This is a genomic window from Sorangium sp. So ce1335 (assembly GCF_051521615.1).
GTDB lineage: Bacteria > Myxococcota_A > Polyangia > Polyangiales > Polyangiaceae > Sorangium.
Genome location: NZ_CP150363.1, coordinates 5953226 through 5977647 on the forward strand (window position 1 = coordinate 5953226; position 24422 = coordinate 5977647).

Annotated in this window: 16 protein-coding genes; 6 read left to right on the forward strand and 10 right to left on the reverse strand. The window is 74.0% G+C overall.

Features of this window, described 5'->3' with window-relative positions; genetic code table 11:
• Positions 1 to 10: 10 nt before the first annotated feature.
• From WMF24_RS21985 to WMF24_RS22000, 4 genes are all read left to right on the forward strand, one after another.
• Complete coding sequence (locus WMF24_RS21985; protein ID WP_437738392.1) at positions 11 to 1378, forward strand: sigma 54-interacting transcriptional regulator; 1368 nt, start codon at positions 11 to 13, stop codon at positions 1376 to 1378.
• A gap of 207 nt (positions 1379 to 1585) precedes the next feature.
• Positions 1586 to 2011 carry a hypothetical protein gene (locus WMF24_RS21990; protein WP_437738393.1) on the forward strand — a complete coding sequence of 142 codons (426 nt, stop codon included), beginning with the start codon at positions 1586 to 1588 and terminating at the stop codon, positions 2009 to 2011.
• A 137-nt stretch (positions 2012 to 2148) separates the two neighbouring features.
• Positions 2149 to 2559: a hypothetical protein gene (locus WMF24_RS21995; protein ID WP_437738394.1), complete on the forward strand. Its 411-nt coding sequence runs from the start codon at positions 2149 to 2151 to the stop codon at positions 2557 to 2559.
• Positions 2560 to 2689: 130 nt separating this feature from the next.
• Entirely contained in the window at positions 2690 to 4303 is a 1614-nt protein-coding gene (locus tag WMF24_RS22000; protein WP_437738395.1) for a hypothetical protein, read from the forward strand.
• A 36-nt stretch (positions 4304 to 4339) separates the two neighbouring features.
• On the opposite strand, the gene WMF24_RS22005 is transcribed toward WMF24_RS22000, so the two are convergent.
• The 9 genes from WMF24_RS22005 to WMF24_RS22045 form a co-directional block, all read right to left on the reverse strand.
• On the reverse strand, positions 4340 to 4924 hold the full coding sequence (locus WMF24_RS22005) for a hypothetical protein (protein ID WP_437738396.1): 585 nt from the start codon (positions 4922 to 4924) through the stop codon (positions 4340 to 4342).
• A 348-nt stretch (positions 4925 to 5272) separates the two neighbouring features.
• Positions 5273 to 6652 (reverse strand): serine/threonine-protein kinase, encoded by a 1380-nt coding sequence (locus WMF24_RS22010; protein ID WP_437738397.1) that lies wholly within the window; start codon positions 6650 to 6652, stop codon positions 5273 to 5275.
• A 111-nt stretch (positions 6653 to 6763) separates the two neighbouring features.
• Positions 6764 to 8032, reverse strand: a complete 1269-nt coding sequence (locus tag WMF24_RS22015; protein WP_437738398.1) for a hypothetical protein — start codon at positions 8030 to 8032, stop codon at positions 6764 to 6766.
• Between the two features lie 192 nt (positions 8033 to 8224).
• Positions 8225 to 12736: a serine/threonine-protein kinase gene (locus tag WMF24_RS22020; protein ID WP_437738399.1), complete on the reverse strand. Its 4512-nt coding sequence runs from the start codon at positions 12734 to 12736 to the stop codon at positions 8225 to 8227.
• A 297-nt stretch (positions 12737 to 13033) separates the two neighbouring features.
• Positions 13034 to 14209, reverse strand: a complete 1176-nt coding sequence (locus WMF24_RS22025; RefSeq protein WP_437738400.1) for an MBL fold metallo-hydrolase — start codon at positions 14207 to 14209, stop codon at positions 13034 to 13036.
• Positions 14210 to 14259: 50 nt separating this feature from the next.
• Positions 14260 to 15855, reverse strand: coding sequence for a hypothetical protein (locus tag WMF24_RS22030; RefSeq protein ID WP_437738401.1), 1596 nt, complete (start codon positions 15853 to 15855; stop codon positions 14260 to 14262).
• 391 nt (positions 15856 to 16246) lie between these two features.
• Positions 16247 to 16936, reverse strand: coding sequence for an alpha/beta hydrolase family protein (locus tag WMF24_RS22035; RefSeq protein WP_437738402.1), 690 nt, complete (start codon positions 16934 to 16936; stop codon positions 16247 to 16249).
• 49 nt (positions 16937 to 16985) lie between these two features.
• The gene (locus WMF24_RS22040) at positions 16986 to 17795 is read right to left on the reverse strand and encodes an isocitrate lyase/PEP mutase family protein (RefSeq protein WP_437738403.1); all 810 of its coding nucleotides are present in this window, start codon (positions 17793 to 17795) and stop codon (positions 16986 to 16988) included.
• Positions 17792 to 18268: a carboxymuconolactone decarboxylase family protein gene (locus WMF24_RS22045; RefSeq protein ID WP_437738404.1), complete on the reverse strand. Its 477-nt coding sequence runs from the start codon at positions 18266 to 18268 to the stop codon at positions 17792 to 17794. The genes WMF24_RS22040 and WMF24_RS22045 overlap by 4 nt, the downstream gene beginning before the upstream one ends.
• 140 nt (positions 18269 to 18408) lie before the next feature.
• On the opposite strand from WMF24_RS22045, the gene WMF24_RS22050 reads away from it, so the two are divergent.
• A complete protein-coding gene (locus tag WMF24_RS22050; RefSeq protein ID WP_437738835.1) occupies positions 18409 to 19821 on the forward strand; it encodes a PLP-dependent aminotransferase family protein in 1413 nt (470 codons plus the stop codon).
• Positions 19822 to 19927: 106 nt separating this feature from the next.
• On the opposite strand, the gene WMF24_RS22055 is transcribed toward WMF24_RS22050, so the two are convergent.
• Complete coding sequence (locus WMF24_RS22055; RefSeq protein ID WP_437738405.1) at positions 19928 to 22948, reverse strand: carboxypeptidase regulatory-like domain-containing protein; 3021 nt, start codon at positions 22946 to 22948, stop codon at positions 19928 to 19930.
• Between the two features lie 211 nt (positions 22949 to 23159).
• Between WMF24_RS22055 and WMF24_RS22060 the strand changes: the two genes are divergently transcribed.
• Positions 23160 to 24422 (forward strand): hypothetical protein, encoded by a 1263-nt coding sequence (locus WMF24_RS22060; RefSeq protein ID WP_437738406.1) that lies wholly within the window; start codon positions 23160 to 23162, stop codon positions 24420 to 24422.

Genomic DNA, 24422 nt, shown 5'->3' on the forward strand with positions numbered 1-24422 from the left:
TCGTGTCCCCATGGCGAGCGAACCTCCGAAGAGAGCCGCCGGCGGCGCCGACACGCTGACCCACCCCGGCGCTCGCCTGGACGACACGGCGGGCATGGTCCGCCGCTTCCGCGTCGAGCTCGTGGAGGGCCCGGCCCGGGGCGCCGTCTGGGACTCCTCGGCCGATCGGTGCTCGATCGGATCGGGCGAGGGCAACGACCTCGTCGTCGCCGACGCCACGGTGTCGCGGTTCCACTGCGAGATCCGCATCGACGACGCCGGGGCGCGCGTCCGCGACCTCCGGAGCCACAACGGCACGGTCGTCGACGGCGTGCGCGTCGTGGAGGCCCTTTTGCGCACCGGCAGCCTCATCCGGCTCGGCAAGACGGTGGCGCGCTTCGAGTTCGGGACGGAGCACAACCGCCTGCCGCTCTGGGAGGAGGCGCGGTTCGGCGCGCTGTCGGGCGCGTCTGCGGCGATGCGGGCGGTGTTCGCGATGCTGGCGCGGGCCGCGGAGCGCGACGTGACGGTGCTGATCGAGGGCGAGACGGGCACCGGCAAGAGCCAGGCGGCGCGCTCGGTGCACGAGCGGAGCGCGCGGCGGGACAGGCCGTTCGTCGTCGTCGACTGCGGGGCGATCCACGGCAACCTCATCGAGAGCGAGCTGTTCGGGCACGCGAAGGGCGCGTTCACGGGCGCGGGCGAGGCGCGGATCGGCGCCTTCGAGGAGGCGTCGGGCGGGACGATCTTCCTCGACGAGATCGGCGAGCTGCCGCTCGACCTCCAGCCGAAGCTCCTCAGGGCGCTCGAGGCGCGCGAGATCCGCCGCGTCGGGACGAACACGCCGCGGCCTGTGGACGTGCGCGTCATCGCCGCCACGCACCGGGACCTTCGCGCCGAGGTCAACGCGGGCCGCTTCCGGGCCGACCTCTACTTCCGGATCGCCGTCGTGCGGATCCCGCTGCCCCCGCTGCGGCAGCGGCCCGAGGACATCCCGGCGCTGATCGACGATCTGCTCGCGGCGCTGCACGCGACGCCGGAGGAGGCCGCGGCGCTGCGGGAGCCGCAGGTGATCGCCCGGATGAAGCGCGCGGCGTGGCCGGGCAACGTGCGCGAGCTCAGGAACTACGTGGAGCAGTACCTCGTGTTCCGCGCGCCGCCGCCGATGGGCGCCCACGCGCCGCCGAGCGCGCCGGCGGAGATCGACGTCGGCCTGCCGTACGCCGAGGCGCGCGACCGGGTGCTCGCGGACTTCGAGCGGCGGTATTTCGAGGCGCTCCTCCGCGCCCACGGCGGCAAGGTCTCGCGGGCCGCGGCCGCCGCGGGGCTCGACCGGCGGTACCTGTACCGCCTGCTCCACCGGCACGGGCTCGGGCCGGAGCGGGACCCGGAGGGGTGATGGAACCGCCAAGGCGCCATGAGACGCCAAGATCTTTGTATTTTCTTGGCGTCTCATGGCGTCTTGGCGGTTCAAAAAGCCCCCACCTTCGGCCGAAGCACCCCACGACCCGGCGTCGCCGGGGCTGCCCGGCCCTCGGACGCCGTGCTCGCCGCGTTGCGCGGGGCTCCGCCGGGCTCGGGGGCCCTTGCGTGGTAGTTTCCCCCCGTGCACCGCTCGTTCAACACCGCAGGCCCCTGCATCCCCGGCGAGCACTACATGCTCCCGCCCGGACGCCGCCTCGGCCCGGCCCTCGAGCACATCGAGAACCGGAGGTACTTCACGCTCCACGCCGGCCGCCAGACGGGCAAGACAACGAGCGCCCGCTGGCTCGTCGAGCACCTGAACCGCGAGGGCCGCTTCCGTGCGGCCTGGGTCGACCTCCAGATCGCCCGCGAGGAGCCCGATCCGGCGAAGGCCTTCGAGGCCGTCCTCTATGCGCTGGACACCGCTGTCGAGCGCGATCTGCCGGACCTTGGCCGCCCCGCGGACGACGTCCGCAGCGTCGACCCCGCGAGCACCTTCGTCGTGCGCTACCTGCGGGATCTCGCGGCGCGAAGCGACCGGCCGCTCGTGTCCTCGGACTGGGCCTGATCCGCTTCCACGCCGGGCGCTTCGAGATCGCGAATCCCATCTACCGCGAGGTCGTCCCGCGCGCGCTGACGTTCATTCGGCAGGCGCAGATCCCGGCCGAGCCCGCAGCGTACGTCCGCCCGGACGGCTCGCTCGACATGGGCAAGCTCTTCACCGACTGGCAGGCGTTCTGGCGCAAGGATGGCCACCTCGCCGCCGAGGGGTTCGGCTACCGCGAGTCCGGGCCTCACCTGATGCTCATGGCCTTCCTGCAGCGGGTCGTGAACGGCGGGGGACGGGTCGAGCGCGAATATGGGCTGGGGCGCGGCGCGCTCGACCTGATGATCTGCTGGCGCGACGAGCGCCACGCCGTCGAGGCGAAGGTCCGCCGCGACACGGAGACCGTGGTCGACGCGCTCGATCAGGTGGCGCGGTACCTCGACCACGCGGGGCTCGGCGAAGGGTGGCTCGTGATGTTCGACCTGCGCAAGGAGCTGTCGTGGGCAGAGAGGCTGTTCGTGCGGGAGGTGGTGCACGGGGGGAAGACGGTGCGGATCGTCGGCTGTTGAGCGCGTGCCGAAGGCGCGTCGAGGGTGCGGCGACGTGCGCCGTTTCCTGCAAAATGCGTGTTCACCGTGTGCAATTCTTCTCTTCATGAAACGCTTGTGATGCATGGTATCCGCGCTGTAAATTGATGGGATGTCGACACGAACCCTGCGCGTCATGTGGTCTCTGGTCCTCGTCGCGTGGCCCGCGGCCTGCGTGGGAGAGTCGGGCTCGGCAGCGAGCCGCGACGCCGGGGGAACGAGCAGCGCCAGCAGCGGCACCGGCGGGGCGAGCGCCAGCACGGGCACCGGCGGGGCGAGCACCGGCAGCGGCACCGGCGGGGCGAGCACCAGCAGCGGCACCGGCGGGGCGAGCGCCAGCACGGGCACCGGCGGCGATACGAGCGCCAGCAGCGGCGGCGGCGCGGGCGGCGATACGAGCGCAAGCAGCGGCGGCGGCGCGGGCGGCGACACGAGCGCCAGCAGCGGCGGCGGCGCGGGCGGCGATCCCGGCCCACGCGCGTGCGGCATCACCCGGGACCGCATCCGCATCACCGAGATCGACGTCGGGGTCCGCGTCATCAACAACGAGGACGAGGCCGCGCTGAAGCCGCTCGTGATCTCGCCGATGCGGTCCGGCGGCTCGCGCCTCGCCTGGATGGGCGACGACGATCAGGTCCACATCGCCCAGCTCGACGCCGGCGATCAGGTCGTGGGTCGCCCGTTCGGCCTGCCGGCAAACGACTTTTCCGATCTGTACGCCGATGACAGCGGTGGGGTTTTGCTGCTGACCCGCGATGCGGAGGGCGGCGGAACCTTGAATTGCGGCGCGCCGACGAACCTCTGCGGCACGCCGCCGTCCCCGCCGGTCCCCTGTCACGATATGTACATGGTCCGCTTCGACGGCACGAGCGAGACCTGGGCGACCAAGCTCACGAGCTCGAGCGCCGCGCTGCCGCCCTACTCGACAGGTCCCACCGGACCCAACGTGACCATGATCTGGTGGTACGCCCATCACGGCCGCATCGCCTTCGACGGCGCGCGCTATGCGGGCTACTTCGGCGCCGCGATCAGCGTGTCGCAAGGGGGGTGCATCAACATCCACCAGGGCGATCGCATGAAGGTGGTCGACGCGGACGGCGCGCTGCAGCGGGACGGCTTCGACTGGGGCTGCAGCCACAGCGGCTACGAGCGCATCCTCTGGGACGACCGCGCGGGCAAGTTCGTCACGGTGTGCAAGACCGACAACAACAACCGCATCGCGCTCGCGCCCAGCTACACGACAATCTACCCGGTCGATCTCGCGTACTCGAACCTGGGGAACCTCGTCACCGCCGCCGGCGGCGGCACCTGGCTCACGGCGAGCAACATCCGCCCGGGCCAGCCGGCGGGCGCGAACGGGCTCGCGGAGGTGCGGCTGCTCCGCTTCACGGGCGGCGCCGCGGAGCAGGACATCACGATCGCCAGCGACCCGGGCCTGAACCACCGCGCCCCGCACCTGGCGGCCTATGGCGATGCCCACATGATCGCGGCCTGGGAGAGCACGACGGCCGCCGGCGACATCGCCCGCAACGACCGGGCCCGCGCGATGTACGTGCAGACCCGCGACCGCGCGACCGGCGAGGCCGAGGGCGAGCCGCTGGAGGTCGACGTGCTCGGCAACCGCTATCAGGACCTCGTCGCGTTCCCCGACGGGAGCGCGGCCTTCGTCGCGCCCGGCAGCACGAACACGAGGATCAAGGTGTTGCGCATCCTGCCCTGCGAGTAGAGGGACGCGCTCCGACCTCCGCCGCGCGGGCCACGATCAGCAGGTCGGACCGTAATCGGCGCAGCAGTCTCCGTAGCCCGTGCACGCCGCGTCGCAGTAGCAACCGCCCGGGGCTTGCCCGCCGCAATGGCCCTTGCAGCTCAGCAGATCCTCCTTCTTCTCGATGAGGTAGTTGCAGTTCCCGTAAAACCACCCGCCCGAGTCCTTGACGCTCACGAGGATGCGGCAATCACGAGGATCGGACGTCAGCCACCTGATGCCGGAGCAGTCCCCGTCCCCGTCGTTCCACACCGTGAAGCGGTCCCGAACGAACCCGTCGCCGCAGTAGCAGCCGACACTGGTGGTGTAGGTACGCTCGATGGCGGAGCCGCCGTGCCTGTACACCGATTGACAGGCGGTGAGCTCCTCCTGCGACACGCCCACCTGCTCCGGGCCGTCGCCGGCCAGCGCCTCGCCTTCGCCGACCGGCGCCTCGGCGTCGCCGGCCAGCGCCTCGCCGCGCGCCGCGTCGGAGCCCGGCGCTTCGCCCTCCGCCACGGGCGCGAAGCACCCCGCGAAGACGAGCGCGGCGCAGGAGGACAGAAGAACAACACCCTTCATCATCCAACGATTCGTTTTCATGGCTCTCTCCTTCTCGTCGATGAAACGCTGGCTCGCTGCGCGCGGCCTCCCTCGGATACGGGCCGCGCCGCCCGCTGCCGGATCACAGACGCGGATGGATCGTCCCGGAGCGCTCAAGGCCCAGGTTCCATCGGCTTCCCGTCTCGGACGCTGAGCACCGCGCGTGCCAGCGGCTCGGCGGCGCGCCGCCGCGGCGATCAGGCCTGTTGCGAGAGGTCGAGTCGGCGCCGCCGCGCGGCGGTGTCGCCCGTCAGGCGACGCGCGCGCTCGGCGCTGCGACGCCGAGGCGACAGCGATCGGCGCGGCGCCGAGCCGACGGCGCCCAGCGCGACGCCGAGGCGACAGCGCTCAGTGCTCGTCGGTCCCGGCGCGCGCCGCGGGCGTGATCACGAGGCCGCCCCGGGGACACCCCGCGGTCCACGCGTCGAGGCGCAACAGCTCTCCGCCCTGGAACCGCTCCTGCCCCCGCGCGCCCTGGACCCGCGCGGGCGCTGCGTGCAGCACCAGCGCGACCTGGACCGCGGGGCTCGGGCCGGGCCGCGCGGCGATCGTCGCCTCGAGCGCGCGCGCCGCGCGGACGAGCCGGGCCCGCGCTGCGCGGCCGCCCTCCGGATCGCCGGGGAGCGTCGTCGCCCCGACGAGCACGCCGCCGCCGTCGACGACCGTGACCAGCCCCGCGTCGGCCGCTGCCTGCCGCGCTATCGCGAGGACCGCCTCGGCGTCGTCGAACGCCGCCTCGTCGAGCTCGTCCGCCGCGTCGAGGCTCACGCCCACGTGCAGCGCGGCGGCCTCGGTCACGGCGGCCGCCTCCTGCGCCGCGCGCGGCGCCGCGCGCAGGTCGGCGAGGAGCGCGTCCACGCCCGGGTAACGCGCGTCCGGCGACTTCTGGAGGCAGCGCGCGAGCGCGGCGTCGACGGCGGGCGGCACGGCCACGAGGTCGCCGGCCCGCGGCGGCGGGGCGAAGAGCTGGAGATCCTCGAGCTCGACCAGGTTGTCCGCCTGAAACGCGGGCTGCCCGGTGAGCAGCTCGTACAAGAGCAGGCCGAGCGCGTAGACGTCGGTCCGCGCGTCGACGGGGCGGCCGGCGATCTGCTCGGGCGCCATGCTGCCCGGCGTCCCGAGCACGCTGCCCTGCGTGAAGATGGGCGCGCGGCCGAGCCGCTCGGGCTCGAGCAGCTTGGCGATCCCGAAGTCCACGAGCCGCGTCGTGAACCACCCGCCGCGCGGGATCGCCATGATGTTCTGCGCCTTGACGTCGCGGTGGACGATCCCGAGCGCGTGCGCGGCGGCGAGCGCGCCGCCGACCTCCTCGACGACGGCGAGCGCCTCCGCGACCGAGAGCGCGCCGCGGGCGCGGAGCTCTTGCCGGAGCGTGCGGCCCTCGAGCCACTCCACCGCGATGTAGGGCCTGCCGTCGGACAGGTCCCCCGCGCCGAGGATCTCGACGATGTGCGGGTGGGCGAGGCGCCGGAGGGCGGCGGCCTCCTGCTGGAATCGCTCGAGGATCCGCGAGCTTGCGGCGAGGCGCCGCCGGAGGACCTTGAGCGCGACGGGGCGCCCCGTCCCGAGCTGCGTGGCCAGGTAGACGACCGCGAAGCCGCCGTGGCTCCGCGCCTCCTCGACAAGGAAATCGCCGGCGAGGGTGCCGGGGGCGAGGTGGTCGGAGGCGCTCGGGTCCTCGTCGGCGATCGTGCCGGTCGGGTCGTGAGGCCTCGTCGTCGCTGCCATGGTGCGACGAGATCGCCCGAGCCAGCGGCGGAATGCAAGCGCGCTGCTCCGCCGTGACGACGCAGGATCTCCATCGATGAGGCCCCGCCGGATTGCGGACCACGAGGATGGCTAACCCCTGGTCGGGGGCGGCGCCGGTACGGGCACCGCGCGCGGCTTCTGGCTCTCGGGCGCCCGGGGCGCCGCCGCGCCCGACGCTCCGGGGAGCTTCGGCGGGGCCGAGTTGGCCTTGATCCGCGCGAGAGCCGCAGCGCTGGACGGGACGATGGATCCCTGCCCTTGCAGGAACACGGTGAGGGCGTGCGACCAGACCCGATCGCCGCCCCGGCAGTTGTTGTAGGCGCGATCCGACTCGGTGCAGCTCGCGTCCGCGAACAGCGGATACGAGATCGTGGTGCCCGTCGGGACGATTGTTACTGTCCGTCGAGGCGAGCGGCACAGCCCGACGAACCGGGCGACGCATCCTGCGTTGGGAGCGCTGTTCTCGCGCATCCCCAGGAACGCGGACTGCTTGCAGGTGCGCGTTTGCATGTAGATGTCCGGCGGAACCTCGCTCTCGGGGACGTCGCCCGATTGCTCGCCAGCACAGACGAACGCCTTCGTGTAGATGACCTCATCCTCGCCCACGGCCGGTCGCTCGATCGTGTAAGGCCCGACGAGCGTCACCTCGGCCTTCTCGTTCAGCGCCTCCGCGTCGAAGAGATTGCCGTAGAACGCGCCTTCCATCCACGGGAAGTTCTCCATCTCCCTCTGGGCAGAGCCCCCGAGCGACGGAGCGCCCTGAAGCCAGATATCAAGTCGCTCGCCTGCCGGATTGTTCCTTGCGAGCAGGCACGCCGAGACGACCTCCTGGCAGGCCTCGGACGGCTTCTGCGTGGCCCAGTCGCGGCAGAGCCCGAGGCTCCCCTTGAAGGAGCGGGGCTCGACATCGATGATGGCGTCAGGGTCAGCCATCCTCGTGACCGTGAGGCCGGCGGCGCCCTGCCCGAGCGCGTGGGCTCTCCTCGCCCTGTCCTGGTCTCTCTTGGCCGCGATATCTTCCGGCGTGGGCGTCCACGACACGGGGGGCTGGTCCTTCCCGAGCGCGCACTCGACGATGGCCTGCATCGTCTCTCTCGCGCGCGGATCGCGCAAGGCGTTGTGGAGCGTGGCGTCGTCGGCGAGGGATCGATCGTCCAGCGGATGGGAGACGAGCGCCTCGAGGCTCTCCCGGTTGGTCGTGAGCAGGTTGTGGCCCAGGTGGTCGAGCGTCATGTGGTTGGCGATGACCATGAGCGGCACCGGGATCCCGCTGCTCGCGCTGGAGGCGCCGGCGGCGAGCACGATGCCCGCGGTCAGCGACAGGGTGGAGACTCCGAGACAGGCGGTTCGTCGGTTCATTGTGGCCCCTTTTCTGGTGCGCAGGTCGGGTCTACGAGTCTGGTCTACGAAATCAGAGCACGTCCCGCGCCATGCCGGTCGGCCCCGGAAGCGCGCGCCATCGTCCCCGCTCGCGGGGCGCGTTGTGGCGCGCGCCGCGACACCGGGCGGAGGTCTGTCGCCTGGAGGGCGACAGGCGGCCCGGAGGGCCGATCACGCGAGCTCGTGCTGGTCGAGCTGCGCCGCGAGGCGCGAGAGCCGCCCCTTCCAGAACCGCGAGCCCCAGGTCATCTGCGCCGCCTCTTCGAGGAAGCGGCGGGCGTCCTCGCGCCTCCCGCCCTCCAGCGCGGCGGCCGCGGCGAAGCAGAGGACCTCGATGTGCTCGCTGAGGAGCGCGGCCTCGCGGACCTCGGCGACGAGCGCCTCCCACGCCTCCGCCGGCGCGCCCGCGCCCTCCAGGACCTGCGCGCAGAGGCGGACCAGCACCCGCGTCACCGGCGGTGCGGCCTCGAGGTCGCAGCGGCTCCGCACCCGATCGAGGTGGCGCCTGGCCTCGCCGAGCTCGCCGCGCGCGCAGTGGATCCGCGCCACGAGCAGCGCGAAGTCCGGCATCGCGCTCGCCTCGAAGAACCGCTGCTGGAGCTCCCAGGCGCGGAGCGCGAGCGGCAGCGCCTCCCCGAGCTCGCCGCCCCAGTAGAGCAGCTCGGCGAGGTTGTGGGCGGGCCCGCGCTCGAGGTACGCGTTGCCGAGCTCGCGGGCCAGGGCGACGGCGGTCCGCAGGTCGCTCACGGCGCCCTCCGGGTCCTCGCGCATCAGCCGGATCGTCAGCCGGTTCTGGTAGGCGCCGCCCAGGTGCAGGCGGTCGCCCACGCGCTCGCAGCGCTCGATGACCTCGTCGAACCGGGCCTCCGCCTCGTCGAGGCGGCCGGCGTAGACCAGCGCGGGCGCGACCAGGAGCAGGGCGATCACGCAGCTCTCGTGGTCTCCGAGCGCCTCGGCGCGCCGGGCAGCGGGCGCGAGGCGCGCGATGGCGTCCTCGAGCTGCTGCCGGCGGAAGTGCCCGCGCCCCACGGCCACCTCGCAGCGCACCTCGATCCCGGCGTCGCCGAGCCGCTCCACGAGCGGCCGCGCGAGGTCCACGAGCGCCTGCGAGCCGGCGAAGTCGTCGCACCAGTCCAGGATGGTCGCCTCCTCGAGCAGCAGATCGGCGACCATCGCGTCGTCCGCGGCCGCCTCCGCGAGCGCCCGCGCGGCGCGGAGATCGCCGGCCGCGTCGTCGAAGCGCTGGATCCGGTAGCGGACCTTCCCCCGGCCCGCCAGCACGGCGGCCCGGCTCACGGAGCGCGCCGGCGCCGGCGCGCCCTCCTCGACGGGCGCCCCCTCGCCCACGGGCGCCCCCTCGCCCTCCGCCGGCGCCGCCTTGCCCTGCGCCGGCGTCGCCTCGCCCTCGGCGAGCGCCGCGGTGTAGTGCCGCTCCGCGTCCACATAGAGGTGCCGCCGCCGCGCGTCCTCGGCGAGCTCGAAGCAGGCCGCCGCGGCCTCCGCGTGCGCGCCGGCCGCCGCCGCGTGCCGCGCGATCCGCGCGAGCCGGCCGCCCCGCTCCGCGGGCGCAGCGAGCAGGCGGCGGAGGGCGATCCCGTGCAGCCGCCGCCGCAGCGCCGCGGGCACCTCCGCCTCGACGGCCTCGCGGAGGAGCGGGTGCGCGAACGCGAGCCGCTCGCCGTCCGCGGCGCGCAGCAGGCCGCGGCGCGCGAGCCGCGACAGGCCGACGCCCGGGTCGAGGTCCCGGCAAGCGAGGGCGGCGCCCTCGGCCGCCGCCGCGTCGACGAGGGCCCCGACCTCGTCGACCGAGAGCGCGTCGCCCGCCACGGCGCACACCCGCGCGAGCTCGGCGAGCGGCGGCGGCAGGCCCGCGAGCGCGCGCCGCGCGAGGCGGCTCATGATCGGCGCGGCCTCGCCGCGCGCGATCTCGTCGCCGGCGAGGTACCACCCCGGGCCGCCGCGGACCTTCCGGATCGCGCCCGCCTGCCGGAGCGCCGCGGCGAGCTCGACGAGGAAGAGCGGCACCCCCTGCGCCGCGTCGAGCAGGCCGGCGACCACCGGCTCCGGCACGAACTCGACCGGGTGCAGGCGATCGAGGAGCAGCGCGCGCGCGGCGCCCGGGTCGAGCGGCGGGACCGTCCGCAGCAGGGCGCGCGCCGCCCGCTCGCCGTGGACGGGCCGCATCGCGGTGAGCGCCGGGGTCGCCGCCGCGAGCACGGCGAGCGGCGCGCGGGCGCCCGAGAGGGTCGCGACGTCGAGCGCGTCGAGGCCGGCCTGGTCGCCGTGCTGCGCGTCGTCGACGATCAGGGCGAGCGGGCGCCCCTGCGAGAGCCGCTGGAGCGCCTCGCCCGCGGCCCGCGCGAGCGTCTGGCGGAGCGCCCCCGGCGCGGCGAGCACCGCGACGACGGCGGGGTCGGTCTCGGGGAGGGCGCCCTGCGCAAACGCGATCGCCGGCCACGCGGCGAGGCCGAGCTCGGGGCCGAGCCGCGCGAGGCATGCCTCGCGGATCGCGGGTACGCCCGCGCCGGGCGTGAGGTCGAGCGACGCGCAGAGCAGCGCGCGGACGAGCCCCGCCGGCTCGGCGACGTCGGGCGGGCTCGCGGCGACGGCGATCACCTGCACACCGGGCTCGGCCGAGAGCGCCGCGGCGACGGCCTCGCAGAGGCGCGTCTTGCCGTGGCCGACCTCGCCGAGCAGGGTGAGCAGGAGCGGCGCGCCGTCGCGCCACGCGTCGCGCGCGTGCGCGACGACCTCGGCGACGAGCGCGTCGCGCCCCCGGAGCGGCAGGTCGGCGGCCGGGGTCTCCGGCGGGGCCGAGCCCGCGCTGGCGCTGTCGTCGGCCGCCTCGTCGAGGAGGGCGGCGACCTCCGGGGTGACCGCGACGGCGTGCGCCGCGCCGGGGGGCCAGAAGCTCGCGGGCCGGGCGAGCGCGGGGCCTGCGAAGACCATCCCCGTGGCGCCCTCGCGCACCTGGAGCTCGGCCACGTGCACCGCCGCCGAGGTCGCGTGATCCGACGCGGCAACGAGCCGCCGGGCCGCCGCGAGGGCGGCGCGGGCGCGCGGGCGGGCGGCCCCGGGAAAGGCGATGACGTAGATGCCGTCCTGCACCCGGGCGAGCCGCCCGCCGAAGGAGGCGGCGGTGCCGACGACCTCGTCCATGGGCGCGGCGGTGCGGACCGCGAGGAGCGCGACGGGGCTGCGGCGCGGCGGGGCAGAACGGGTCGGCGCAGCGGCCTGGCGGGAGTCACCGGGGCTCTGGGGGGGTGCACCGGGGCTCTGGGGGGGTGCACCAGGGCTCTGGGGGGGTGCACCAGGGCTCTGGGGGGGTGCACCAGGGCTCTGGGGGGGTGCACCGGGGCTCTGGGGGGGTGCACCCGGCCTCTGGGGGGGTGCACCCGCCCTCTGGGGGGGTGCACCCGCCCTCTGGGGGGGTGCACCCGCCCTCTGGGGGGGTGCACCCGCCCTCTGGGGGGGTGCACCCGCCCTCTGAAGCCCTTTTCGCCTCGCTGAAGCCCTTTTCGCCTCGCTGAAGCCCTTTTCGCCTCGCTGAAGCCCTTCATCGAGCCCGTGCTGCCCTTCATCGAGCCCGTGCTGCCCTTCATCGAGCCCGTGCTGCCCTTCATCGAGCCCGTGCTGCCCTTCATCGAGCCCGTGCTGCCCTTCATCGAGCCCGTGCTGCCCTTCATCGAGCCCGTGCTGCCCTTCATCGAGCCCGTGCTGCCCCTGCCCCTGTCCGCCCCTTCGCGCCGGCGGAGAGGCCACGACGCCCGCGAGCGCCTCGGCGAAGGCTCGCGCGGATCCGAAGCGCTCGTCCCGCGCCTTGGCCAGGGCGCGCAGCAGGACGCCGTCGACGCCCCGCGGGACGGGCGCGAGCTCCGATGGCCGCGGCGGGCGCTGGGAGACATGCGCGTGGACGACCGCCGACGCGTCTCCCACGAAGGGCGGACGCCCCGTGAGCAGCTCGAACGCGATGACGCCGAGCGAATACAGGTCCGCGCGGGCGTCGACGTCGCGCGCGTCGAGGCACTGCTCCGGCGCCATGTACACGACGCTGCCGAGCCGGAGCCCCGTGTGCGTTGGCGGCCCCCCCTCCCCCGCCGCGCCGCTCCCCTCCTCCATCCGCGCGAGCCCGAGATCGAGCAGGGCGACCTCCCGCGCCGGCGCCTCCGCCGGTCGGACCATCACGTTCTCCGGCTTGAGATCCCGGTGCACCACGCCGGCCGCGTGGATCCTGTCGACAGCGGCGCCAAGCGCGTCCACGAGCCGCGCGGCGTCGGCCGGCGCGGCCGCGCCCGCGCCGGGGAGCGCCGCCATCCACCGCGCCAGCGTCTCGCCCTCGAGCAGCTCGAGGGCGAGGTACGGAAAGCCCCCTTCGACCTCGCCCTCGGCGAGCAGCCGCGGCACCGCGGGCGGGCCGATCCGCCGGAGCGCGGCCGCCTCGCGCGAGAAGCGCGGATCGCCTCGATCGCGCGCGATCTTGAGCGCCACCGCGAGGCCGTCCTCCCGCCGCGAGGCCGCGAACACGCGGGCGAAGCCGCCCTCGTCGAGCAGGCGGAGCCCGTCGAACCCCTCCACGCGCGGCGCGACCTCCGCCGCGACCGCCTCGGGCTCCTCGGCGGCGCCGCCGTGCAACGGGCAACCCGCGGCGGCCACGATCCGGCGATGACAGAGGAAGCAGCGCATCGACGGGTGTTGCCTCCCGGGCGACGAGCTTAGCCCGCCGCGTCCGCCGCCGGAACGGCAGATCGCGGCGCAGCTATCAGCGCGCGACGGAGGGCATGGCCCGCGCCCTCGAGCCCGGACAACATCTGCCGCGCCATTTCCCTCGGACCTGAGCGTCGCCTCATCGCCCGAGCCCGTGGCCACGCGCCGCAGCGGCGCGAGATCATCCAGCGACCCGAGCTCACCAGGTCGACCGCTCCGCCGGATGCACCCAGACGCTTGCCGGACGGTCCTCGGCGGCGTCAGGTCGGACAGACGTCATGTCGACGTGGGGCCGCCGTCAGGATCGAATTCTTCAGAGAGAACCCGGTCATACCTAGTCGGAAGCGGCTTTACCTCGAAGAGCGCTCCCATGTCGGCGGCATGCAGCCGAAGGGAGCCGTCTCCGTCGAACACGGCAGCGACGACCGGACCCATTCTCTTCTTCCGGTTCCGAGACGGCCCCGGGACGCGCATCCACATCTGCGATTCTGTGCGCTCGAATGCTCGACCAGCGTTGGCCGTGATGCCGAGATAGCTCGCATGGGTGCGGAGCGCGTAGAGGACCTGCTCGCTCGGCAGGGGAGAAGCCCCCTTGTTGAAGGGTGTGAGCAGCGCGACAGGAGGATGCTCCCGCCCTGCTCCGTGCAGCTCCCAGGCCGGCACGTGGAAGGCCCCGCGGGAGCCGTGGTGCGCCACCTTCACCAGCTCGAGCCCGGTGATGAGGTGCTGGAGGTGGACGTCCGGGCGCTGCAGGTGCCGAAGGATGCCTCGCCAGCCCGAGAGAGGAGAGACAGTGCCGTTCTCGACGTCTCCGCAGAGCAGGAAGCGTCGACCCCTCCAGCTCACGGAGAGGGCGAGCGAGAGGCCGTTAGGGGCATCGGTCAGCTCGCCGCCGCCGAGCAGCCAGCGAGCGATCCCCTCGTCGACGCGCACGCGACCGCCGTCAATATCGAACAGTCCCTCGATCCATTCGTGGCTCGCGCGCTGATCGTGGTTGGTGGGCGCGATGCTGTGTACCTCGTAGTCCGCGGAGGGATCGGGCTTCCACGCCCGCGAGGTGATGGACGCGTACTCGCGGCAGTCGGTCTCCTCGGCGAGCGCATCGATCGCGCAATGCGCTTCGTAAACATGCCGCAACCGTCGCTCCCTCCTGCCCTCTGCCCCCTTGTGGGACCACCGGGCCAGGTAGTCTCGCAGGCTCGCCCAGACCGGGTATTGCCAGATGACGGCCGGCCGGAAGGCGCGGACCAGGTCCGGCACACCGCGGATGTGATCGAGGTCGGGGTGGGTGATGGCGAGGAGATCGATCTTCTCCTTGCAGCCTAGATGTCGCAGAAGCGCCAGGGGCAGGTTGAGACCGGCGCGCATGCAGCTATCGACGACCATCCAGCGGCCATCCGGAAAGGCGATCACCTGGCTCTCGCCGAACCCGGGACCGAGCAGGTAGAGCACCAGCCGATCCGCCCCTGGCCGAGGCAGATCCGTCCCACTCTCGACGGAGATCACGCAGCCTCTCTCACGATGCGCGCGAGCCGGTCATTCTTCTCGAGCTGCTTCGCCCATCGCGCGATCATGGTTCGGCGCGTCGGCCCCGCGGGAACGCCGTTGAGCACGGCTTCCGCGAAGTACCCGACGGCGATCGTGCTGCTGGGGTATTCGACGTAGAGGCGCATGCGCTGGTCGAATTCGCGCCTGACATCCTCGCCCAGCCGGGCACGAAAGCCGAGTAGCCGGCCGTGGTATAACGGATTGTCTCGATCGCGGGCGTGCTCGGTCGCCTTCTTGTACGCCTCCAGAATGAGGGCGCGATCCTGCTCCGGAGGCAGCTCGTTCTTGTACGACTTCGACAGGTTATAAGCGAAGTACTCCCAGGCGTAGGCGTCAGTCCCGTCCACGTCGAGTATCCGCCTGAAGATCCGCGCGGCGTTCAGATGGTCCTCGCTGACCACGCTCAACCGGACGGCCATGGCGCGAAGGTCCGCGACATAGTACCGAGCTGTCTCGAAGGCCCTGTCGATGTCCTGCTCTCGGATGGGGTGGACGTGGACGGCGTGGTAGTGGCCTTCGAGCTCTCCCTCTACATCTGCACCCGCCGCCGCGAGCGCCGCCAGGGTACGGTGGTCAGCGCCGATGCGATCCGGCATGCTCGCCTGCGCGTGCCGGCGGAGAAACACGCGAACGCTCCGTGGCATGCGCCATGTGAGGTTTCCATCGACCAGCGGCCCTGGTTGGAGGAAGCCTCTCTTGCAGAGCTCCTCCACGGCCGCCACCGTCATCGGCGTGTTGTCGTCGATGATGCCGGAGATGACGGCCTCTCGCCGGTCGAGGAGCGGTCCGGGCAAGGAATGGTCATCGATGTATTGAGCACGGCGGAGGCTACTCCAGCGCTTCGCCGTCTCTGCGCTGGTCCCTCGGAGCGTGTTGTACGCGACCGAGATCAGGTGCCGGTCGAAGCCCGCGCGCTCGCCTGCCTCGAACCGCTCGCGGACATCCACCGCGCTGAGCGTACCGCTCCGGACCAGCCAGTCCAGGATCGGTCGGCACTCGGGGGCGAGCTCGTCGTTGATATCGGCGAGCTCCGGGAACGCCAGAGCAGATCCCCCTCCCGCATCATTCGATGGCAGCGCGATGTCAGGAGAGGGCATGGGGCGGACGACGAACCACTTCCTCTGGTCAACCGAGCTGAGCATCCTCGTCAGGAACTCGTCGCGTTCCAGGCGAAAGTCGCGATCGTCCCATCGACTCTCGGGGCTGAGTGGACCGATATCGAGCGCGTCGATGTCGAAGAGCACGCCGAGGAACGTGGAGCCGGACCGCGGCTTCGCGTGGCGAAGCAGATGCTCGAGCGCGTCTTGACGCGCGCGCCACGATGCCTCGGGCGAAAGGCATGTGGCCGCCGCGTCGGCTACGCCGACGCCCGTCGCGCTGCCGATATGGTGCCCTATGAGGGCGGTCAGCCGAAGGTGATCATCGGGATCGCCGTAGGCCGTCAGGACAGGAAGGCCGCGAAGCTCGTCGGGAATGGCTGTAGCCGCGGTGCAGTAGGGAGCAAGATTTGCCATGGACACATCAGCCAGCGCCGGGAACGTGGGCTCCACGATCCGCTGCCGGGATCGTAGGCTGCTGGTTTCCGCGGCGCAAGCGCGGCGGCCGAGCGTCCCGGGAGGTCCAGCACCTCGGCCGCGGCGGGCCCGACGATAGCGCGGAAGTCCGAGACTCGGCGGATCGGCCGATCTCTCCTGCTCTCTTCGGCGCTCCTGGCCGTGGAGGCTTCGGCGTCTGCCCCATCGCTCGGGAACACGCCAGGAACGAGCCTGAAGCGTGGTGCCCGTCGATGCCCTCGAGCGGCGCCGATCACGGCCGAGCAGCCCCGCCCGACCAGCCGCACAGCCGCGCCGGGTTCGTCTGTCGGGTGAGCCTCCGCCGGCCTATGGGGCGGACCGCCCCTCCGACAAGGAGGGTATTTGCCCCTGCAGCGCCCCCGTGACGTCACGCCTTCTCGCCAGAGACACGCTTCACGAGCCACCCGCCGATGGCGGCGAGGATCTCGGCGAGCACGCTCTCCGGCGTCCGGCCGGAAGACTTCAGCACCTCGAGCGAATGGTCGCCGCCCTCCACCACGTGAAGGCGCGCCCTGCGGCCGAGGCGCTTCAGCACAGGCCGGAGGAGATCGAGATCGCACAGCGGGTCCCGGGTGCCCTGGAGGAAGAGCATCGGCGCCTTGATGGCCGGAAGGTGCTCGTCGCGGAGCGCGTCGCGCCTGCCCGCGGGGTGCAGCGGGTACCCGAGGAACACGAGCCCGTCGCACGGGACGGCCCGCGCCGCGAGCAGCGACGCGATCCGCCCGCCCATGGACTTGCCGCCGATCACGAGCCGCTCCGGCTTCTCCTTCCGCAGCCTCGCGATGGCCGCCTCGTAGGCCATCTCGAGCTTCTCCGGCCTGTCAGGCGCCTTCCGGCCGAGCTCCTTGTACGGGAAGTTGAAGCGAAGCACCGTGTGCCCGCGGTCCGCGAGCCCCCGGGCGACGTCGACCAAGAGCGGCGCGTGCATGTCGCCGCCGGCCCCGTGGCCCAGCACCACGGCCACACCGGAGCGCCTCGCGCGCGCGGCGGGCGCGTGGATCACGCCGGAGAGCACGCTGCCGTCGGGGATGGGGATCGAGAGCGCTCGCTCGGGCATGGGCCCCTCATGCCATGGCGGAAGGGCCTGCGTCGAGGTCATGGCCCGCTCACGCGAACCACCCGTTGACCTCGGCATAGCTCAGCGGCGCCCCGTGGGACGGAGGCGCCCAGCCGCCCCCAAGGATCTGCGCTGCGTCCTGCCTCGCGGCCGACAGCGCCGTCAGCGCAAGGCGCGGCCCGACGCTCACCCGGCGCACACCGAGGGTCCGGAGCTGCTCGATGGGCGGCAGCGCAGGAGAAGCCCATACATTGAGAGGCACGCGCACCTCCGCGACGACGCGCAAGAGCTCCTCGGCCGTCGAGAGGCCTGGCACGAACAGGCCGTCGCAGCCCGCGTCGATGTAGCGCCGCGCGCGGCGCACCACGTCGTCGAGGGCCGCGGCGCCGGAGAGCGCGCGGCGAAGGAGCACGTCCGTGCGCGCGTTCAGGAACAGGTCCAGCCCTGCGCGCTGGAGCGCCCCCCGCGCGGCGAGCAGCCTGGAGGCGAGCGCCTCGGGCGGCTCGGTCCCGTCCTCGATGTTGACGCCCGCCGCGCCGGCCTCCGCGAGGCGGCATACGGCGTCGGCCACGCCCTCGGCGCTCGCGGCGTAGCCTCGCTCGAGATCGACGCTCACCGGGACCCGCACGGCGCGGAGGATGTCGCGTACCGCGGCGAGCAACCGGTCGAGCGGCAAGCGCTCGCCGTCGGCCATGCCGTGCGCCCAGGCCACCGCAGCGCTGCTGGTCGCGATGGCGGCGCCCCCGGCGGCCTCGGCGATCCGGGCGCTCACGGCGTCCCACGCGTTGAGCAGGACGAGGACCTGCCCCGGCGCGTGCAGCGCGCGGAACCGCGCGGCGGCGGACGGGGGCGGGTTCATCGGCCGCTCCCGGCGTCGGGCGCGGCCGGGAACCTGTAGGCCATGGCGATGCGGTTCCAGGCGTTGATCGTCGCCACGACGGACGTCAGCGCCGCGAGGTCCTCGCCGGAGAAGGCGGCTGACACCTCGCCGTACGCCTCGTCGGGCACGTCGCCGTCCCTGAGCTGCGTCAGCGCGTCGGTCCAGGCGAGCGCGGCGCGCTCGGCCCTCGTGAAGTGCGGCGACTCGCGCCAGCCGGCGAGCGCCTCGAGCCGCTCCGCCGAGATCCCGAGCGCCCGCGCCTCGCGCCGGTGCAGCGCGACGCAGAACGGGCAGCGGTTCACCAGGGACGCGCGGATCTTGACGAGCTCGATGAGCTCCGCGCCGAGGGCGCTCTGCCTGGTGGCCGCCGAGACCGCGCGCAGCGCGCGGACGGTCTCCGGGGCGAGCTGTTGAAAGGCAGGGAAGTCGAGCCGGGGAATTTCGGTTGCCATGGCCCGGCAGGATACGTTCATGATGGTACAGCGACAGGGCCAAGAACTGCGAAAGGGAGTAGGCCATCCTGAGTCCTCGCGGAGCCAGGCTCCACCCCCCGAGGCCGCGGCAACGGAGCGCCCGGCCGCTGCACGCGCAGCTGTACGACCGGATCCGCCGCGCCATCCTCACGGGCGCGCTCGCCCCCGGCGCGCGGGTCCCCTCGGCGCGCGCGATGGCGATCGAGGCGGGCGTCTCGCGCGGGACCGTGGACGTCGCGTACGCGCGCCTCGCCGTGGAAGGGTTCCTCGTCACGCGCGGCGCGGCCGGCACGTTCGTCACGAGCCCGCTCCCCATCACCCCTCGCGGCGCGCCGCCGGCGCCCGCGAGAGACCCGCGCCCCGCGCCCCACGGCCGCGCGGCGCTCCGCCCCTTCCAGATCGGCGTCCCCGCTGTCGACGCGTTCCCCGTCGCGACGTGGTCGCGGCTGCTCGGGCGGCACGCGCGGCGCGCGCGCGCCTCCGATCTCGCGCGCTCCGACCCGTGCGGCGACGGCGCCCTGCGCGAGGCCGTCGCCGCGCACCTCGCTGTCTCGCGCGGCGTCGTCGCGCGCGCCGAGCAGGTGATGATCACCGGCGGCTACCACGGCGCGCTCGGCCTGCTCGCCCGCGCGCTCGCGCGGCCGGGGGACCGGGCGTGGCTCGAGGACCCCGGCTACCACCGGACGCGGGACGCGCTCGAGCTCGCCGGGCTGCGGCTCGCGGCCGTGCCGGTGGACGCCGAGGGGCTCGTCGTCGCCCGCGGCGTCGCGCTCGCCCCGCGCGCCAGGTTCGCCTTCGTGACGCCGAGCCACCAGATGCCGCTGGGCATGGCGCTCTCGCTGCCGCGCCGGCTCGCCCTCCTGGCCTGGGCGCGCGGCGCCGGCGCGTGGGTCGTCGAGGACGACTACGACGGGGAGTTCCAGCACGCCTCCGCGCCGCTGCCCGCCCTCAAGAGCCTCGATGACCAGGGCCGGGTGATCTACGCGGGGACCTTCAGCAAGTCGATGTTCCCCGCGCTGCGCCTCGGCTTCCTCGTCGTTCCGGACGGCGCCCACGACGCGCTCGCCCGCGCGGCCAGCCTGCTGCACCCGCCCCCGCCGCTGGCCGTGCAGCGGGCCGTCGCCGACTTCCTCGGCGAGGGGCACTTCGCGCGGCACGTGCGGCGCATGCGCGCGCTCTATGCAGAGCGGCGCGGCGCGCTCGCGCGCGCGCTGGAGGAGCTCTCGTCGCCGCACCTCCAGCTCGATCCAGGGACGGGCGGGCTGCACCTGACCGCGCGCCTGACCGGCGCCCGCGACGGCGAGGTGGTCGAGCACGCGGCCCTGCTGGGCCTCGCGCCGGGCGCCCTGTCGAGCTACCAGGTCCGCGCCGCGCGGGGCCGGCTCGAGGGGCTGCTGCTCGGGTTCGCCGCGCTGCCCGCCCCCGGCGCGCGCAAGGCCGTGTCCCGCCTCGCGCAGGCGATCGAGCAGGCGCGCGAGGCGCCGCGGCCCTGCGCCTCGGAGCCGCTGCCTGGCAGGGCCAGGCGCGGCTGAGAGGCGCGGGGGCAGCGCGGGAGCGCGGGGCGGCACGACGTTGCCGACCACGGCCGGCGTCACGTGGGGTGGGCGACCGCCAGCCTCGCCGCCGGGGCGCGGGCGCCTACGGGGACGCTGGCGCGGGGCGGGGCGCCGGTCCGAGGCCAGCCGGCCCGGCGCCGGGGGGTGGCGACATCGCCGCGGCCAGGATGGACGCGCTCGCCCCGCGCGAGAGCCCGAGGGTCACCCGGGTCCCTTCGGACACCATGAGCAGGGTCCCGACCAGATACCCCAGCTTGCCGGTGACATCGTGGCCGTCGACCGAGACGATCTCGTCCCCCACCTGCAGGCCCGCCGCGGCGGCCGGCCCGCCGCGGCGCACCTCGACCACCCTGTGCGGCCGCGTGGCCACATCCATCGGTGACTGCGTGGGCTCGAGCGTGAACCCGAGATCGCCGGGAAATTCGCCCTGCTTCAACCGGCGCCTCGCCATGAACAGCCGCCCGACGTCGGTCACCTCACCCGGCTGGACCTCGACCGGGACCGTCGCCGGATCGACCGCAGAGCTCATCGGATCCGCGGGCATGAGCATGACCAGGAGGGGACCGCTGGGCACACGGTCGACATGAAAATGACCCGTCTTGTCGGTGACCTTGTGATCCGGCATCCGAGAGGGCGCCATGCCGCCGGCGCGCGGGTAGGCGCGCACGGTCACCCCGGCCATGGGCGCGCCGTCTTCCAGGGACACCACCTGACCCTTGATGGCGACGCGCCCGGCGAGCGTGAGCGCCACCCCGCTCCGCTGCTCCCCTTGCGCGAGCGTCACCTCCGCCGTGGCCGTCCCGTCCGCGGCGTCGGCAGCGACGTCGTACTGGCCCGCCGGCAGATCGCTCATCGTCCAGGCCCCGTCCGTGAACGCGAAGGACTCGTGCCGGAAGAACGGCGCCTCGCGGCCCGTGACGCGGATCGTGAACCGATCGGGCGGCGCGCCGCCGGCGGTGGAGACGGTGCCGGACACGGTGCCTGTCGCCTGGATCGTGAGCGTCACCGTATCGCCGACCTTGACGTGCTCGGCGACGCCGCTGCCCCCTCCGCGGCGGTGCGCCTGGACCGTGTACGTGCCCCGGCTCAGGTTCCCGACCACGAACGCCCCGTCGGTGTCGGCGAGCACCGGCGAGTTCGACCACGCCTCCCCCGGCGGCATGGGCGGGCGAGGCGGGGCGCCCGGCGCGTCCGCGCCGTCGGGCTCCCGGTGAACATCGACGAACGCGTCCGCCACCGGCCCGCCGCTCTCGTCGACGACGCGGCCGCGGATCTCGCCGTCCTGGCGCTCCACGACCAGGCTCACACGCGCGGTCGACCCTGCCTTCACGGTCACCGCGACCCCGGGAGCGTCGCCGGCGGCCTGACCAGGCCTCCTCATGGGCATCCCCGCCTGCGTGGCCCAGACCCGGTACTCCCCCGGCGTGATCCCCTTGATCACGAACGTCCCGTCCGCGAGGGACCTGCTCGGAGGGCCGCCCCACCCGGGCTGCTGCGACATCGCCGTCACCTCCGCGCCTGCGATGGGGCGGCGGTCCTCGTCGGTCACGGTGCCCTGGATGCTGCCCCCGCTGTCCATCACGAGGGTGACCTCGGGAGCGCGCTCATCGACGAGATCGACCTCCACCGGCTCGGGCGGGACGTGATCGTCCGAGCGCGCCATGACCCTGTGCTTGCCGGGGAGGAGCCCCCGGAGCACGAAGCGGCCGTTGTCCTCGCTCTGCCCGAAGGCGCCGGACGGCATCCCGCCCCTGTCCACCGGCATCGCCTGGACGGCGGCGCGGACAGGCACGCCCTCGCGATCCACCACCCGACCTCGGAGCGACAGCCCGGCGCGGACGGTCCACACGAGGCCCTCGAGGTCCGCCTCGCCGACCTCCACGGCGGGGTAGGTCGGCTCCGACGCGTGATCCTGGCAGAACACCATCACCTGGTACGAGCCGGGCAGCAGCCCCTCGAAGCGCGCCGATCCGTCGGCCTCGAGGACAGCGGAGAGCCAGCCGCTCCCCTCGTGGACGAGGGTGACGGCGCCGCTCGTGCAAGGCCCGCCCCCGGGCGCGACCTCCACGCGGCCGGCCACGCTGCTGGCGGGGTGCATCTCGATCACCACCTCGCTCGATGTCTGACCGACCCCGAGCACCACGCTCGCGCGCGCCTGGCCATAGCCCCCCGCGGCGCGCGCCGTGGGCTTGTACCGGCCGGGCGCCAGGCCCGTGACGCGGAAGCGCCCCTCCGCGTCGCTCGACACGGGTCTCACCTCTCCGGGCCCCCACCTCTGCTCCATCCCGGGGCTGATCTTCGCGCCGGCGATCGGCGCGCCCGACCCCGCCTCGACGACCCGCCCCTCGAGCACGGAGCCCGGCGTCAGCAGGATCTCGATCGGCGGCCCCGGCGCCACGCTGTGCTGCGACCCCTCGGCATACCCGTCGGCGGTGGCGCGCACCAGGCAGTGTCCCTCCTCGGTCCACGCGGAGAAGGCGCCCTCCGCGTCGGAGCGCGTCACCGCGGTGCCCTGGTGCGATCCGGGGAAGCCATGAACCGTGACGAGCGCCCCGGCGACGGGCCCGCCGCTGACGTCCTTGACCTGGCCCCGGACCTCGACGCCGCCGCGGACGAGCGTCAGATCGACGCCGGTGCGCGCCTCCCCCTGGCGGAGATCGATCCAGCGCGCGCGGTCGGGATCGGGCGACGCGAAGACCGCCGGGCGGTGGCCCGGCGCCGAGGCGAAGATCGTCAAGCGCATGGGGGAGAGGCCCGAGATCTGGTAGCGGCCGTCCTCTCCAGCGGGCACGCACGTCGGCTCGCCCAGATCGACCGGCGTCAGGAGGCTCGCTCCGGCGCTCGCGCTGGCGCACGCCAGCGCGCCTGCGACGGGCGAGCCGGCTGCGTCCGCGACCCGCCCCGCGATGCTCCCGAGCTTCGGGGGCGGCGCGTCCCTCGCGCGGAGGCGCCGCGCTCCCCGCGTCGAAGCGGCGCTCGCCGGAGCCGCGGGGCCGTCCATCGGAGCCTCCCTGGCGCGGAGCCAGACCATGAGGCCCACGATCCCTGCCACGAGCCCGAGCGCGACAAGGGCCAGCAACCATCTCGCTTCCGTTCTCTTCATCGCCTGGCAGCCCCCCCTCCTTCGTCGTTCGCCCGCTGCTGCCGGGGTCGCTGGCGCATCGTGCGCGCGCGCGGCGAGGCCCCTCCCTGACGGCAGGCGGGCGGCAGGTTCGCACGCCCGGGCGCGGCTGCCCACGCGGGCGCACGGCCGCGACCACGGCGGCCCTGCGCGAACGCCCAGGGTCCGAGGGCGAGGCTGTAGAATCCTCTCCGTGGATCGCCTCCAGATCGAGAGCCCTGCCGTGGTGCTCCAGCGCGAGCGCCGCGCGCGCCGGCTCGCGTGGGCGCTTCTGCTGGTCGGGGTCACGCTCACGGCCGCGGCGCCGCCCGCCGTCGCCCTGACGCAGTTCATGATCGGCGGCGCGGGCGCGTTCCTCCTGATGCGCGCCTTCGGCAGGACGCCGACGCCCCGGCGCGGCGCCGCGCGGCCGGCGACCGTCGTCGCGGAGGACGGCGACCTCGCGATCCAGCAGGCGGGCCGGAGGACGCTCCTCGCGCGGCGCGAGCTCGAGAACGGCTGGATCGACGCGTTCGGCGGCCACCACCACGTCGTGCTGCGCAGGAAGGGCGGCGACGTCCTCTGGGTGCGGGTACGGGACGCCGACGAGGCCGGCCGCCTCCTCCGCGCGGCGGGCTTCGCCGCGGATCAGCACGTCTTCCGGGCGCGCCTCGTCAGCGTCATGTCGGAGCACCTCACCCACAGGGCCCGCGCGGCGCTGATCGTGATCGCGAGCCTCTTCCTGTACCCGTTCCTTGGCCTCTGGCCGCTCGCGTGGGCGCTCGGGGGCGCGACGATCTTCCTCGGCCTGCTGCTCGTGTTCCTCGTGCTCGTCTATCCGGCGCTCCAGTTCGTGATGCCGCGGAGCGCGCTCGTTGGCACCGACGGCGTCACGATCCAGGGCATCGCCACCCGGCGGCTCATCCCCATCACCCAGCTGGCCGGCGCTCGCGCCGACGCGCGCGGCGTGTGGCTCGACCATGTCGACGGCACGTCCACCCTGCTGCCGACCGTGGCCCGGATGACCGCGCGCCACGGCGCCGCGCCGCTGGCTCATCTCGGCGCCGACACCCGCGTGCTGCTCGCGCGCGTGCAGGAGGTTCTGGCGTCGCGCGGCCGCGCGGGCGCCTCGGCGCGCCTCGGCGCGCTCGACAGGAAGGGGCGCTCCTTCGAGGACTGGCGGGGCGCGCTCGGCGGGCTGGCCCGAGGCGGCGCGGGCGGCGGGAGCTACCGCGACACGGCCCTCGAGGTCGACGACCTCGCCCGCGTCCTCGAGGACGGCGCGGCCCCCGCCGAGCGCCGCATCGCCGCCGCCGTGGCGCTCGCGGGCTCCGGCGACCCCGCGTTGAAGCGCCGCGTCCGCATCGCCGCCGGCGCGTGCGCCGATCAGGCCTTGCGCGACGCCATCGAGCGGGCAGCCGAGGAGGAGCTGGAGGAGAGAGACGTCGACCGGGTGCTGCGGTTCCGCGCGGACTGA